Origin of the sequence: Caenimonas soli (genome assembly GCF_013155545.1) — a bacterium.
Lineage (GTDB): Bacteria > Pseudomonadota > Gammaproteobacteria > Burkholderiales > Burkholderiaceae_C > Ramlibacter > Ramlibacter soli.
The window spans coordinates 205,653-219,476 of sequence record NZ_JABJVV010000005.1; the positions used below are offsets into that span (position 1 = coordinate 205,653).

The 13,824-nt window shown below is 66.3% G+C and carries 9 protein-coding genes and 3 pseudogenes; 6 read left to right on the plus strand and 6 right to left on the minus strand.

Annotation, left to right across the window (positions count from 1 at the left end; genetic code table 11):
- Positions 1–26: 26 nt before the first annotated feature.
- Positions 27–3,419, plus strand: a pseudogene (locus HNE04_RS09685) (nitrate reductase subunit alpha); the annotation flags it as partial.
- On the opposite strand, the pseudogene HNE04_RS09690 reads toward HNE04_RS09685, so the two are convergent.
- The 3 genes and pseudogenes from HNE04_RS09690 to HNE04_RS09700 form a co-directional block, all read right to left on the minus strand.
- Positions 3,399–3,650: pseudogene (locus HNE04_RS09690) on the minus strand (ATP-binding cassette domain-containing protein); the annotation flags it as partial. The pseudogenes HNE04_RS09685 and HNE04_RS09690 overlap by 21 nt on opposite strands.
- Before the next feature lie 86 nt (positions 3,651–3,736).
- The gene (locus tag HNE04_RS09695; RefSeq protein WP_172218329.1) at positions 3,737–4,930 is read right to left on the minus strand and encodes an ABC transporter permease; all 1,194 of its coding nucleotides are present in this window, start codon (positions 4,928–4,930) and stop codon (positions 3,737–3,739) included.
- On the minus strand, positions 4,927–6,135 hold the full coding sequence (locus HNE04_RS09700) for an efflux RND transporter periplasmic adaptor subunit (protein ID WP_172218330.1): 1,209 nt from the start codon (positions 6,133–6,135) through the stop codon (positions 4,927–4,929). The genes HNE04_RS09695 and HNE04_RS09700 overlap by 4 nt, the downstream gene beginning before the upstream one ends.
- 159 nt (positions 6,136–6,294) lie before the next feature.
- Between HNE04_RS09700 and HNE04_RS09705 the strand changes: the two genes are divergently transcribed.
- Complete coding sequence (locus HNE04_RS09705; protein ID WP_172218331.1) at positions 6,295–6,498, plus strand: SDR family NAD(P)-dependent oxidoreductase; 204 nt, start codon at positions 6,295–6,297, stop codon at positions 6,496–6,498.
- The gene (locus tag HNE04_RS09710) at positions 6,476–9,238 is read left to right on the plus strand and encodes a cation-translocating P-type ATPase (protein ID WP_172218332.1); all 2,763 of its coding nucleotides are present in this window, start codon (positions 6,476–6,478) and stop codon (positions 9,236–9,238) included. The genes HNE04_RS09705 and HNE04_RS09710 overlap by 23 nt, the downstream gene beginning before the upstream one ends.
- Here the strand turns inward: HNE04_RS09710 and HNE04_RS09715 are convergent.
- Positions 9,232–10,470, minus strand: a complete 1,239-nt coding sequence (locus HNE04_RS09715) for a trypsin-like peptidase domain-containing protein (RefSeq protein WP_172218333.1) — start codon at positions 10,468–10,470, stop codon at positions 9,232–9,234. The genes HNE04_RS09710 and HNE04_RS09715 overlap by 7 nt on opposite strands.
- 296 nt (positions 10,471–10,766) lie before the next feature.
- Between HNE04_RS09715 and HNE04_RS09720 the strand changes: the two genes are divergently transcribed.
- A complete protein-coding gene (locus tag HNE04_RS09720) occupies positions 10,767–11,315 on the plus strand; it encodes a universal stress protein (RefSeq protein WP_328700298.1) in 549 nt (182 codons plus the stop codon).
- Positions 11,209–11,652 (plus strand): annotated as a pseudogene (locus HNE04_RS28525) (dienelactone hydrolase family protein); the annotation flags it as partial. The gene HNE04_RS09720 and the pseudogene HNE04_RS28525, both read left to right, overlap by 107 nt.
- 189 nt (positions 11,653–11,841) lie before the next feature.
- On the opposite strand, the gene HNE04_RS09730 reads toward HNE04_RS28525, so the two are convergent.
- Positions 11,842–12,171 (minus strand): AzlD domain-containing protein, encoded by a 330-nt coding sequence (locus tag HNE04_RS09730; RefSeq protein WP_172218334.1) that lies wholly within the window; start codon positions 12,169–12,171, stop codon positions 11,842–11,844.
- Complete coding sequence (locus HNE04_RS09735) at positions 12,168–12,920, minus strand: AzlC family ABC transporter permease (RefSeq protein WP_328700299.1); 753 nt, start codon at positions 12,918–12,920, stop codon at positions 12,168–12,170. The genes HNE04_RS09730 and HNE04_RS09735 overlap by 4 nt, the downstream gene beginning before the upstream one ends.
- A gap of 182 nt (positions 12,921–13,102) precedes the next feature.
- Here HNE04_RS09735 and HNE04_RS09740 point away from each other — a divergent pair, with 182 nt between their 5' ends.
- Positions 13,103–13,723, plus strand: coding sequence for a tripartite tricarboxylate transporter substrate binding protein (locus HNE04_RS09740; RefSeq protein ID WP_328700304.1), 621 nt, complete (start codon positions 13,103–13,105; stop codon positions 13,721–13,723).
- Positions 13,724–13,824: the final 101 nt, after the last annotated feature.

Below are 13,824 nucleotides of genomic sequence, written 5' to 3' on the forward strand. Positions count from 1 at the left end.
TCCCATCGAATGAGAGAAAAAAGTCCATGAGCCACTTTCTCGACCGCCTCACCTATTTCCAGCAGCCGCGCGAGCCTTTCTCCGGCGGCCACGGCCAGACGACCGGCGAAGACCGAACCTGGGAGGATGCCTACCGGAATCGATGGGCGCACGACAAGATCGTGCGCAGCACCCACGGCGTCAACTGCACCGGCTCGTGTTCCTGGAAAATCTACGTCAAAGGCGGCATCGTCAGCTGGGAAACCCAGCAGACGGACTACCCGCGGACGCGTTGGGACCTTCCGAACCACGAGCCACGGGGGTGCGCTCGCGGCGCCAGCTACAGCTGGTACCTGTACAGTGCAAACCGGGTCAAGTACCCCATGGTCCGCGGCCGCCTGCTCAAGAGCTGGCGCGAGGCACGCCTGACGCTCGGACCGGTCGAGGCCTGGGCCAGCATCGTCGCCGACGACAAGAAACGGCGTGATTACCAATCCGTTCGTGGACTGGGTGGATTCGTTCGCTCGAGCTGGGACGAGGTCAACGAGATCATCGCGGCCGCCAACGTCCATACGATCAAGCGGCATGGGCCGGATCGCGTGATCGGCTTCTCGCCGATCCCGGCGATGTCGATGGTCAGCTACGCGGCCGGGTCGCGCTACCTGAGCCTCATAGGCGGCGTCTGCATGAGCTTCTACGACTGGTACTGCGACTTGCCTCCTTCCAGCCCGCAGATCTGGGGCGAGCAGACGGACGTTCCGGAATCGGCCGACTGGTACAACTCCAGCTACATCATCGCCTGGGGTTCCAACGTGCCCCAGACGCGGACCCCGGACGCCCACTTCTTCACCGAGGTCCGCTACAAGGGCACCAAGACCGTGGCGGTCACGCCGGACTATTCGGAAGTGGCCAAGCTGGCCGACATCTGGATGAACCCGAGACAGGGCACCGATGCGGCCGTGGCCATGGCCATGGGCCACGTCATCCTCAGGGACTTCTATTTCGGGGGCGGCGGGCGCGAGCGCAGCGCGTACTTCGACGAGTACGTGCGCCGCTACACCGACATGCCCATGCTGGTCATGCTCAAGGAGCACGCCCTGCTCTCCGGTGAGGTGGTCATGGTGCCCCACCGGTATGTCCGCGCCAGCGACTTTAACGGCAAGCTGGGGCAGGACAACAATCCCGAGTGGAAAACCGTTGCCTTCGACGAATCCGGCAAGGTGGTGCTGCCCAATGGCGCCATCGGTTTCAGGTGGGGGCCCGACGGACGGGCGGACCAGGGCCAGTGGAACCTGGAGGCGAAGGAAGCCCGCAGCGGCGGCGACGTGAGGCTCAAGCTGTCCGTGATGGAGGGCGAGCAGCAGGGCGCCTGCGAAACGGCGCGGGTCGGCTTCCCCTATTTCGGGGGGATCGCCAGCGAGCACTTCCCGAACAACGAGCAATCGGACGTGCTGGTGCGCACGGTGCCGGTCCAACGCATCTCGCTCGGCAAGGCCGGCGAAGAGCGTTCCGCTCTCGTGGCGACCGTGTTCGATCTGCAGGTGGCCAACTACGGGATCGCGCGGGGCCTCGAGGGCGAATTCGCCGCGCACAGTTTCGACGAGGACACACCCTACACCCCCGCCTGGCAGGAGCGTATCACCGGCACGCCCCGTTCGCAGCTCATCACGGTGGCGCACCAGTTCGCCGAAAACGCCCACAAGACCCAGGGGCGCTCCATGGTGATCATCGGCGCGGCCATGAACCACTGGTACCACAGCGACATGAACTACCGCGGCGTGATCAACATGCTGATGATGTGCGGCTGCGTCGGCAAGAGCGGCGGTGGATGGGCGCACTATGTCGGTCAGGAAAAACTGCGGCCGCAGACGGGCTGGACCGCCCTCGCCTTCGCGCTCGACTGGATCCGGCCACCGCGCCAGATGAACAGCACCAGCTTTTTCTATGCCCACACCGACCAGTGGCGCTACGAAAAGCTGGGCATGGACGAAGTGGTCTCGCCGCTGGCCGACAAGAAGCTCTATGGCGGCAGCATGATCGACTACAACGTGCGCGCGGAGCGCATGGGCTGGCTGCCGAGTGCGCCGCAGTTGCAGACCAATCCGTTGCAAGTCGTCCGCGACGCCCAGGCAGCGGGCGCGGACCCGAAGGATTTCGCGGCGAAAGGACTCAAGGACGGCTCGTTGAAGATGAGCTGCACCGACCCCGATCACCCGGACAACTGGCCGCGCAACATGTTCGTCTGGCGCTCCAACATCCTGGGCTCGTCCGGCAAGGGACACGAGTACTTCCTCAAGCACCTGCTGGGCACGAGCAACGGGGTCCAGGGCCAGGACCTGGGCGCCGAAGACGCGCGACCGACCGAGGTCGTCTGGCGCGACAAGGCGCCGGAAGGCAAGCTGGACCTGCTGGTCACGCTCGACTTCCGCATGAGCACCACCTGCCTCTACTCCGATATCGTGCTCCCCACGGCCACCTGGTACGAGAAGAACGACCTCAACACCAGCGACATGCATCCTTTCATCCACCCGCTGTCGACCGCGGTGGACCCGGCCTGGCAGTCGCGCAGCGACTGGGACATCTACAAGGGCTTCGCGAAAAAGTTCAGCGAGGTCTGCGTGGGCCACCTGGGCGTGGAGCGCGAGCTGGTGCTGTCGCCCCTGATGCACGATAGCCCGTCCGAATTGGCACAGCCCTTCGACGTCAAGGAATGGGCTCGCGGCGACTGCGAGCTCGTTCCCGGCAAGACGGCGCCGAACATGCAGGTCGTCGAGCGCGACTACCCCAATGTCTTCAAGCGCTTCACCGCGCTGGGCCCGCTGATGGCCAAGGCCGGCAACGGCGGCAAGGGTATCGGCTGGAACACGCAGACCGAGGTCAAGCAGCTGGGCGAACTGAACGGCCTCGTCAAGGAAGAAGGCGCCACCAAGGGCTTGCCGAAGATCGAGACCGACATCGACGCGTGCGAGGTCGTCCTGCAACTGGCGCCGGAAACCAATGGCCACGTGGCCGTGAAGGCGTGGGAAGCGCTAGGCAAGCAGACCGGACGGGACCACGCCCACCTGGCCCTGCACCGGCAGGACGAGAAGATCCGGTTCCGCGACGTGCAGGCGCAACCGCGCAAGATCATCAGCTCCCCGACCTGGAGCGGCATCGAGAGCGAGACGGTGTCGTACAACGCCGGTTACACGAACGTCCACGAACTGATCCCATGGCGGACGCTGACTGGGCGCCAGCAGTTCTACATGGACCATCCCTGGATGATCGCCTTCGGCGAGGGGTTCAGCACGTACCGCCCGCCGGTGGACCTGAAGACAACGGGTGGCATCCGGGGCATCCGTTCCAACGGAAATCCGGAGATTGCGCTGAACTTCATCACGCCCCACCAGAAGTGGGGCATCCACTCGACCTACACGGACAACCTGCTGATGTTGACGCTTCCAGGCCTGATCGAAGATGACGTCGCCGCCAAGTGTCATCCGGCCCTTTGTCGGTGTCGTGATGGCACCCAGGCACTTCAGGAGCGTGGTCTTGCCCGAGCCGCTGGGCCCGATCAATCCGACCACCTCACCGGGCGCCACGCTCATGTTGACATCCTTGAGAGCGTCGACGGCAGCCGCACCCGCGCCGTAGCGCTTGCTCAAGCCCTCGATCCGGATGCCGTCGGCCATCTCAGCCTCCGCCGAGCCGCCTCAAGGAGGCTGAAGCCCCCTCGGGGGGCAGCGAACCACGCGAAGCGGGGAGCGTGGGGGTCATGTCAGCCGCCGATGGCCGCAGCCGGGTCGACATTCAGGGCCGCGCGGATGCCCAGGGTGCTGGCCAGCGCGCACACGGCCATCACCATGGCAAAACCTGTTACGGCATCGCCGCTCTCGAGAAGCACGTACTTGGGAAACAGCGGCGCCCACGCGCTGGCGGCCAGCTTGCCGACGATGAAGCCGATCACGCCCAGCCCGAGCGCCTGCTGCAGGATCATCGAGGCGATCGTCCTGTCATGTGTGCCGATCAGCTTGAGGACTGCGATTTCGCGCAACTTCCCCAGGGTCATCGTATAGATGATGAAGGCCACGATCGCCGCGCTCACGACCGCCAGGATGACGAGGAACATGCCGATCTGCCTGGCCGCCGTGGCGATCAGCTTGGCGACCAGCAGCTCCTCCATCTCCGCGCGTGAATAGGCCTGCAAGTGTTTCCAGCGCCGGATGGTCTGTGCCAGCACGTCGGCGGACCGCCCTTCAGCCATGCGCACCAGCACGGCGTTGACCTGGTGGCTGCTGGTCTGCAATGCGGTGACGGCCTCCAGCAGACCCGGCAGGCCCGGCCGGTCAAAAGCCGGATTGCCGGCGATGCGCTCCCGCTCGCTCACGATGGCATCGTTGTCCTTGAGGAACTGCGCCTGCTGCGCATCCTTGAGGGCAATGAACACCATGGGGTCCCCGCCGGAGGACACCGTGCGGCGGGTCAGGCCCACCACGGTGTAGATGTGGCGGCGGATGCGGATGCGCTCACCCAGCCAGAACCCGGTCCTGACATCGGCGAGGGCCTCATAGTGGCTGCGGGTCGTGCGCCGGCCGGCCACCAGGTGGGTGGGCTCGCCAGGCTGGCCCGGCTCGAAACCCACCACCATGGCCCGGACGTCCCCGGCGCTACCGCGCACCTGAAGGGTCTGGTAGGTCACATTCGCGGCCCGCGCCACGCCCGGCAGCCCGAGCACGTCCCGGTACACATCGTCGCGCAGGCTGGACGATTCCACATAGGGGCCCTGCGTATCCTTCTGCACCACCCAGAGGTCGGCGCCGCTGTTGTTCAGCAGAACCTTGGCGTCATCCACCATGCCGCGGTAGACGCCGGCGAAAGTCAGCGTGACGCCGATCAGCAGTCCCAGGCCGATCCCGGTGAGGACAAACTTTCCCCGCGAGTGCAGGATGTCCCGGCCGGCCAGGCTGATCACTGCGGGCCGCCGATCAGCGAATCGACGACCCGGACCCGGCTGCCCTCGCCCAACTCGGCTTCGCTGTGAATCACCACGGCGTCGCCGGCCTTCAGCCCGCGAGTGACCTGCAGCATGCCGTTGTCACCCTCGGCACCGACATCGATGCTGACGAAGCGAAGCTTGCCTTCCTGGTGCGCCCATACGCCAGTGTGGGCACCGCGTTGCCTTAGCGCGGCATTGGAAACCAGCAGCGCACCATGCACGGCGGGCAGTCTCACCAGCACCTCGGCCATTTCGCCAGTCGACAAGCCTGCCGGCGGGCTGTCAAAAGTGACTTGAGCGATGCGCTCCTCGGTAATGCTGTCGCTCGCGGGATCGATGCGCGCGACCCTGCCCGGCACGGGGGCGTGCGAGCTGGAGCGCAACGTGATCTGGACGGGCAAACCCGGGCCGAGGCCCGCGGCGCGGCTCTGGTCCAGCCGGCTCGTGACCCAGAGGCTGCCCGGGTCGAACAGTTTGATCACGGCCTGGCCGGCCACGACGGTGGATCCGGGCTCGGCGACGCGCGCCGTCACGATGCCGTCGAAGGGCGCCTGCAGCCGGATGTTGCCGCGTTGCTGCCGCGCAGCCTCCCGCTCCGCCTCCAGACGGACCTGGTCCTCGCGCGCGCCGGCCAACGCCGACTCCACAGCCGCCAGCTGGGCTCGCGCCGAATGCAGCAGTTGCAGTTTGGCGTCCACGACGCTGATGCTGACGAAGTTCTGCCGGCCCAGGTCGACATAGCGTGCGGCGTCGCCCTCGGCCAGGGCCAGGCGGCTGTGCGCATCGCGCACCTGGGCCTGCGCCGCGGCCACGGCGCTCCGGGCGCGGGCGACCGCGGCTGATGAAGACGCCAGCCGGGCATCCAGGTCCACCGCGTCCATCTCGGCGAGCAATTGGCCGGCCCGGACGTGGTCGCCGACATCGACCAGCACGCGCTGCACCCGCCCGGCTGTCGTCGGGCCGATGAAGTATGCGCGCCTTGCCTCCACGACACCGATGCCGAAGAGCGAAGGTTCGAGCGTACCTTCCACCACCTGCGCCAGCGTCACCCTGGTGGATGCGAGCGGTCCGCTGCGGCTCGCGAACCAGCCAAAGCCCAGCAGGATAGCGACACCTGCAGCAACCCAGAGGGCACCCTTCGCGGCTCGACGGTACGACTGTGGATCCTTCAGGATATTCATGACAGTTTCAGCCTAGCGGATGCCGCGACGTCGCCAGTTGACCCATGTCAAGCAGAACCATCGGACCGAACCTTGCGCTGACAGGACGCGAGCGTGTGATCTTCGTCAAGTGCTCGCGGCCCGGGCGTGCATTAGGATGAAAACATCAAGGAGCTCTCCATGCTTTCATCCAAAGTCGCCATGGTCACCGGGGCCTCGTCGGGGATTGGCCGTGCCGTTGCCCTCGCCTATGCCGCCGCCGGCGCCAAGGTCGTCGTGTCCGACACCAATTCCGCGGGTGGGGAAGAGCCGGTCGGCCTGATCTGCAAAGCGGGTGGAACCGGTGCTCACTACCCGATCGATGGCAGCCTCCTCGCCCACTGAGGTAGCCGCTCTCTCGGCCGACCTCTGTGACAGGTCGGCCGAGGATCACTGGCATGCGCTGTCCGCCAGGGATGTTCTGCGCCGCCTTGCAGTCCGCGCGAACGACGGCCTCACTGGGGAGCAGGTCGAGGCACGGCGCAGGGCCCATGGGCCCAACGCACTGCCGGAGCCACCGCCCCGGCCCGTCTGGCGCCTGTTCGCGCGGCAGTTCGCCAGCCCTCTGATCTATATCCTGTTCGCCGCCGCCTTGATGGCCGTGGCGCTCGGCCACCATGGCGATGCTGGTGTCATCCTGGCGGTGGTGCTGGCCAACGCGCTGATCGGAACCTTCCAGGAAGGGCGGGCGGAGCGATCGATGGCCGCGCTGCGGCGCCTGGCTGCCGTACAGGTGCGCGTGCTGCGCAATGGCCGCGAGAGCATGGTGGAAGCGCGCCACCTGGTGCCGGGAGACATCGTGCTGCTGGCTGCGGGCGATGCGGTCGGCGCCGACGCCCGCCTGCTCGAAGAATCCCAGTTGCAGGCGGCCGAAGCCGCGCTCACGGGCGAGTCGGTGCCGGTATCCAAGTCGGCTGCCCCGCTGCCCGAAGCAACCAGCCTCGCCGATCGTCGCAACATGGTCTATTCCGGGACCTACCTCACCGCGGGGCGCGGGATTGGCGTGGTCGTAGCGACAGGGCCGCATACGGAGGTCGGGCGCATCGCGGGCCTGACCCAGAACGCCGCCGAACCTCAGACGCCGCTGCAGGAGCGCATCGGCCAATTCGGCCGGGTGCTCGTTGCCGCGGCATTCGCCCTGTTTGTCCTGGTCGTGTTGCTCGGCGTGTGGCGCGAGCTACCCCTTTCCGAGGTGTTGATGGTGGCCATCAGCCAGATGGTCTCCATGGTGCCCGAGGGACTGCCGGTGGCGATGACCATCGCGCTGGCGGTGGGCATGCAGCGGATGGCTGCACGCGGCGTCATCATCCGCCGGCTGTCCGCCGTGGAGACGCTGGGCTCCACCACCGTGATCTGCAGCGACAAGACGGGCACCCTGACGCGCAACGAGATGACGGTGACGGCACTGTGGCTTCCCCCTGCGGGAGGCCAGACGGCGCGCCGTATCGATGTGTCCGGCATCGGCTACCGGCCGCAAGGAGAATTGTCCGAGGCCGGCGCACCGGTGGATGCGCAAGCGCCGGCGCTGGCTTCGTTGTTGGAGGCTGCGGTGCTGTGCAACGATGCGCAGATCTTGCCGCCGCGGGATGGCCACAACGGCTGGGCTGTGGTGGGCGATCCCACCGAAGGCGCCTTGCTGGTGCTCGCGGCCAAGGCCGGAATCGACCTGGAACCGCTGCGCGAGCTGGCACCGCGCGAAGCGGAGCTGCCTTTTGATTCGGACGCCAAGCTGATGGCGACCCGCCACAGGCTGCATGGCGCCCCGCGCCGGGTCATCGTCAAGGGCGCGCCGGAGGCTGTGCTGCGCCTGTGCGCCGGCGCCGCGCCCGAAACGCTGCGCACCGCCCGGGAGGCGGCAGACGAGATGGCGGCGCAGGCCCTGCGCGTGCTGGCATTCGCTGTGGTGGAGGACGGTACGCTGGATCCGGTGGCCGGCTTCGACGCACTGATCGGAAGGGCACGGTTGCTGGGACTGGCCGGCCAGATCGATCCGCCGCGGGACGAGGCCAAGGCGGCGGTCGCGGACTGCCGGGCGGCCGGCATCCGGCCGGTCATGGTCACGGGCGACCACAAGCTCACTGGCCTGGCCATTGCGCGAGCGCTGGGCATTGCACGCGACGGCGACCGCGCGGTAGACGGGACCGAGCTCGAGCGCATGGGCGAGGCGGAGTTGCGCGACGAACTGCCCGGCATTGCGGTGTTCGCCCGCGTGCGCCCGGCGCAAAAGCTGCGCATCGTGGAGGCGCTGCAGGCCCGCGGCGAGGTGGTGGCAATGACCGGCGACGGCGTCAACGACGCGCCGGCTTTGGCACGCGCGGATGTGGGCGTGGCCATGGGCATCACCGGCACCGAGGTCGCCAAAAGCGCGGCCCGCATTGTGATCACCGACGACAATTTCGCCACCATCGTTCGCGCGGTTGAACAGGGGCGCGTGGTCTACGGCAACCTGAAGAAGGTCATCCTCTACCTGTTCGCGACTTCCATCGACGAGGTCGCGCTGTTGCTGCTGGCGCTCCTTGCCGGTTTTCCGCTGCCGTTGGCGGCGGTGCAGATCCTGTGGATCAACATCGTCACAGAGGGCACCCTCACGGTGAACCTGGTGATGCAACCGGCAGACGGCGACGAGATGAGGCGCAAGCCCGTGCCCCGGGACGATCCGCTGGTCGACCGCGGGATGCTGCGCCGCGTCGCGCTGATGGCGTTGGTGACGGTGACGGTCACTTTCGGCTGGTTCGTCTGGCGCATGGGAATGGACACGGACCTGGCGCAGGCCCGCACCGAAACGTTCACGCTGCTGGCCATGTGCCAGTGGTTCAACGTGCTGAACTGCCAGTCCCCCTCCCGAACCGCCCTGGGGACGGGTCTGTTCCGCAATCGCTGGCTGGTGGTCGGGCTGGCCGCGTCCGTGATTTTGCAGCTTGCCGTGATCTATGTTCCCGCCATGAACACGCTGTTCCACACGGTTGCGCTGCCGGTTCCAGTAGTGCTGCTCCTGGCCGGACTGGCCAGCGCCGTGTTGGCGGCGGAGGAGCTGCGCAAGTTCCTGGCGCGCGCGTCGGCTTCGGCGATTCGCGCTGGCTATTGATCGTGCCGGATCACCGGAATGTAGATCCTGGCCGGGCCACGCGCCACAAGCAGCGCCACCACCTTGCTCTTGCCGATGGACTCGAGCGCCGTGTCGAAATCGCCGGAGCTTGCGACATCGATGCCGTTGACGGCGGTGATCCTGTCGCCTGGTTCGATCCCGGCGAGCAATCCAGCGCCGGATGCCGTTTCGACGTAGGCGCCGGCCGGCATGCCCTTCGTTGCGCTCACAGGCGACAACACCAGCCCAAGGCGTGCCGCATCGCCGGCCGGCACCGGGGCGCCCGGTGGCGGCAAGTCGCTGGTCGGCGCAGTGACCTTGACTGCCACTCGCTGCAATGCCTTGTGGCGCCAAACCTGCAACGCGAGCACAGCCCCGGGTCGAGCGCCCCCGATGGCCTCCTCGAACTCCAACTGCGAATCGAAACTCTTCCCGTCGACAGCGAGCAGGATGTCTCCGCTGCGAAGCCCTGCCTCCTCGGCCGGGCTGCCGGCACTCACCCGCGTCACCAGGGCGCCTCGCGGCTGTGCAAGGCCAAAGGCCTGACCCAGTTCCGGCGTCACGGGCTGAGTCCTGAGCCCTACGTGGCCGCGTGGCGTGCCCGAGCGGAATCCGGCGGCTATGCGCATTACCCGGTCTATCGGCAATGAAAACGAAACCCCGATATAGATGCCACTGGCCGAAAAGATCATCGAATTCATTCCCACCACCAGACCGTCGGTGTTAAATAGCGGCCCGCCGGAACTGCCGGGGTTCAGGACGACGTCCGACTGGATAAGCGGCATTCCTGCGCCGCCGCCGGGCAGAAATCTCGGGTAGGCGCTCACGATGCCCACCGTGAGGCTGTGATCGAAACCGAACGGAGCGCCCAAGGCTGCCACCCATTCGCCAGGGCAAACATGTCCGAGTGACGCCACCTGCGCCACTGCAAGACCAGAGGCACTGATTTTCAGCAATGCAACGTCGCTGCTTCGGTCCAGTCCCACAATACCTGCCCTGAAGCGGCGCCCGTCTGTGGTGACCACCCACGTTTCTCGTGCGTCGAACACTCCGTGAGCATTGGTGAGGATGTAGCCATCAGCGCCGATCACGAAGCCGGAAGAGGTCGAGCGCTCCAGCGTTGCGCCGGCCCCGTCCCCCAATGGCAGGCCGGACACGGCATGGAAGAAGTCGAAGCCTTCGATGTCCTCCAGTGGGTCGCGGCGGGCGCGCAGAACGACGACGCTGACCACCGAAGGGGCATTGCGCAACGTCGCCTGAACAAACCCACGAGACGACGACTCAGTAGTTGATTGGGGGGTGCAGACCGCGGATAGCGAAGACCCTGAATGGGCCAGCCCTGCGACAACAAGTGCCGCGCTCGCCATGAAGGCGCGCACCCCGCTCAGAACAGTGGCCCGAGTCAGCCCAGGCAGACCATCGCGCGCCGGCGTTGGCGTTTGCATGCTGCTCGGGTTACGCGGTTGCGGTTTCATGGTCCGTGGGCCTGGTCGTTAGCAAGCCGAACTGTTGCCGGGAACGGCTCACGATGGTGAACCCAATTTCCTTCTACGCGTTTGACCTTCGTCAATGCTGCCCGTATGCGCCAAGCCAATACTGGAACCTCAATCACCAGGAGATACTCATGTTTAGGCGAGTCCTCATTCCCATAGACGGAAGCGAAACGGCAAACAAGGCCTTGGTGATTGCTCTACAGCTAGCGCGCGCAAGCGGCGGCCGTGTCCGTCTAGTGCATTCGCTGGACGAGCTGGCCTATCTCTGGGGTTACGAGTACCGCGGTGACGCCCTTACGCTGGCGCGCGAGCAGGCATCGAAGGTATTGGATAGCGCAGCTGCTATGGCCCAGTCAGCTGGCGTGACGGCCGAGCAGCAGCTGGTCGAAGATCCAGGCGTCCGACTGGGAGAGGCGATCGCAAGCGAGGCGAGGCAATGGGAGGCCGACCTGATCGTGGTTGGCACCCACGGCCGCCGTGGAATCGGTCGCGTGCTGCTGGGTAGCGGCGCCGAGCAGATCGTTCGATCAGCGCCGGTGCCTGTGTTGGTCATTCGCGGCGACGATCAACCCGCGAAGGCTTGACGGCAAGTTCGGAAAGGGTACAGGCCTCTGCGGTTGCCGGGGCACAGCAGGCTGCGTTGGCTCAGGTCGGTGGCCGGGCGTGGTGGTCATCCATGATGCAGCAGGTGTAACCCGCGACCTGCATGAGCAAGCAGACTGGCTCGCGTCCGAAGGCTTCCTCGCCCTTGCGCCGAACTTGTTCTACTGGGGCAAGCGGTGGACATGCCTGTTCGCTGCCATCCGCGATCCGACCCATCCTCTGCCTGACCTGGACGCCGCCCGTGCCTGGCTCGCCGCACGCAAAGAATGCACCGGTCAGACCGGCGTCATCGGCTTCTGCATGGGCGGCGGACTTGCGCTGATGGTGGGCTCACCCCCGATTCCAAGCGCGCGCTGCCGCGCGCCTGCCCGATCGTCGCCAGCTACGGTGCCCGGGACCGCTGGCCGGGGGTGCGCAAGGTGCCCGGTATTCTCGAGCCCGCGCTGGCTGCGAGCTCACGGTGCATGTTGTCGTCGAGCGCAGCAAATGAGCCGAAGGCAGTCACCCCTACCACCCCAACTGGAACCGCAAAGCCAGCATGACCACGGTGCCACAAACGATTGTGCCGAACAGGCTGCGCCGCCACGCATAGAAAGCCAGGCCAGCCAGGGCGCCGAAGATGCGCGCGTCGCGCCAAGTGTGGATCAGGTGTCCCTGTGTGATAACCAGTTCCGGCGCCACGACGGCCGCAAGGGCTGCCGTCGGGGCATACCGAAGCCCCTCGCGCAGCCACCGCGGCATCGGGAGGTCTTCTTTCGACAGCAGGAAGAACGCACGGCACAACAGCGTGATGACAGCCATGCCCACCGAAGTGATGAAGATTTCCAGCGCGCTCACGACTTCGCCCCCTTGCGCGCGGGCCGCGCATGATCAGCCAAGATGCCCACCGCAACCGCCGCCGCGATCGCGACGACGATGTTCAACTTCAGAGGTAGCGCGTAGGCCGCGACCGCGGCGCAGGCAGCAACCACGGCAGCCGCCCAGTTTGACGGACTGCGCAGTTGCGTGCACGTGAGCGCGAGAAGGGCCATCGTCCCGGCGAACCCGAGGCCCCACGAGGCCGGAATCCCGTGCCCCGCGACGATCCCGCTGATGATCGAAACTTGCCACACAGCGAATGTCATCAGCGCGCTGCCCACGAAGTATTCCTCGTGCCTGCAGCCTGGCACCGGTTCAGGAAAGCGGCGGATGAAAAGCGCGAAGTTCGTGTCGCCCATCAGGAAGCTGAGTGCGACGCGCTGCCCGCGCGGCAGGTGGGCGAAGTAAGGACGGTAGTGGAAGCTGAATGCCATGAACCGCAAGCTGACGCACAGCGTGGTGGCCCACACCACCCACATCGGCGCATCGGCAGCGATGAGCGGCAGTACTGCGATCTGCGCGGAGCCGGCGTACACGAGGACGGACATGAAGATGGCCAACGGCACGCCCATGCCGCTCTTGGCCATGGCGACGCCCGCGACAACGCCCCATGCGGCGATCCCGATCGCCATCGGTACGGCATCACGGGCTCCTTCGCGGACCAGGGGCCGGCGTGCGAAGACTACCGCCTCCGCGCGAAACGATTCAAGACAGGACTTCAGAGACACGCTTTCCCCTAGTGGGTGAGATTGTCTCCCGAGTTTCGGCGTGGATCGCCTGAACGAGCCCATGAAAGGCGATTGGCACGAGACGACGCACTTCACACAATCCCAAAGCGCGGTCGCTGGCGCTGGCCCGCTTTCGCTGTGGCCATGTTCGCGTAGCTCCAAGTCCCGCCCTCGCGGCCGAGATCGGGCGCTTGCCGATGGTGCTGGTTGCGCGCAAAGGCCTGAAGGTGAAGTCGGCGGCCGAGCTGACCAACGCCGCGCGTGCGGCGCCGGGCAAGATCAGCTACGGCACCTGGGGGATCGGCAGCGTTGCGCACCTGGCCTTTGCCATGCTGGAAAAGCAGGCGGGCATCGAACTGAACCACGTTCCCTTCCAGGGTGGCGCGCCGACGTACGCCGCGGTCCTGGGCGGTCACGTCGACCTGGCGCTGGCCCAGGTGAGCTGGGCCGTAGCGACGGCCCGCGACGGAAGCGTCCAGATGCTGGGCGTGACGTCGCCGCGGCGCAGCGCCCTGGCACCCGACGTGCCGACCTTGTCGGAAATCGGATTCGCCGGCTATGCCGCGGAACAGTGGCTCGCGCTGTTCGCTCCCAAGGGAACCCCGCCCCGTATCGTCGAACTCCTCAACGTACAGGTGAACGCCTGGCTCGCAACGCCGGAGGCCCGTTCACAGCTGGCTGCGGGCGGCATCGAGCCCTCTGGTGGATCGCCCGCGCAACTTGCCGAACGCCAGCGCGACGACATCTCCTTGTGGGGAAAGATCATCAAGGAGAAGAACATCAAGGTCAGCGACCTGAAGTGACAGGCATGCTTGGTTTGGATCTGATCAATTCAAACCTTTGCGGCATTTCATGGTGGCGGCCACCTCTCCATGCACAGCGCAGGTTCGTGCGTCCAAAGCAC

Bases quoted from the DNA above. Each gene is read 5' to 3' on its own strand.
- HNE04_RS09700 (WP_172218330.1), bottom strand. From the start codon at position 6,135: ATGAATATCCTGAAGGATCCACAGTCGTACCGTCGAGCCGCGAAGGGT.
- HNE04_RS09705 (WP_172218331.1), top strand. From the start codon at position 6,295: ATGCTTTCATCCAAAGTCGCCATGGTCACCGGGGCCTCGTCGGGGATT.
- HNE04_RS09710 (WP_172218332.1), top strand. From the start codon at position 6,476: ATGGCAGCCTCCTCGCCCACTGAGGTAGCCGCTCTCTCGGCCGACCTC.
- HNE04_RS09720 (WP_328700298.1), top strand. From the start codon at position 10,767: ATGGTGAACCCAATTTCCTTCTACGCGTTTGACCTTCGTCAATGCTGC.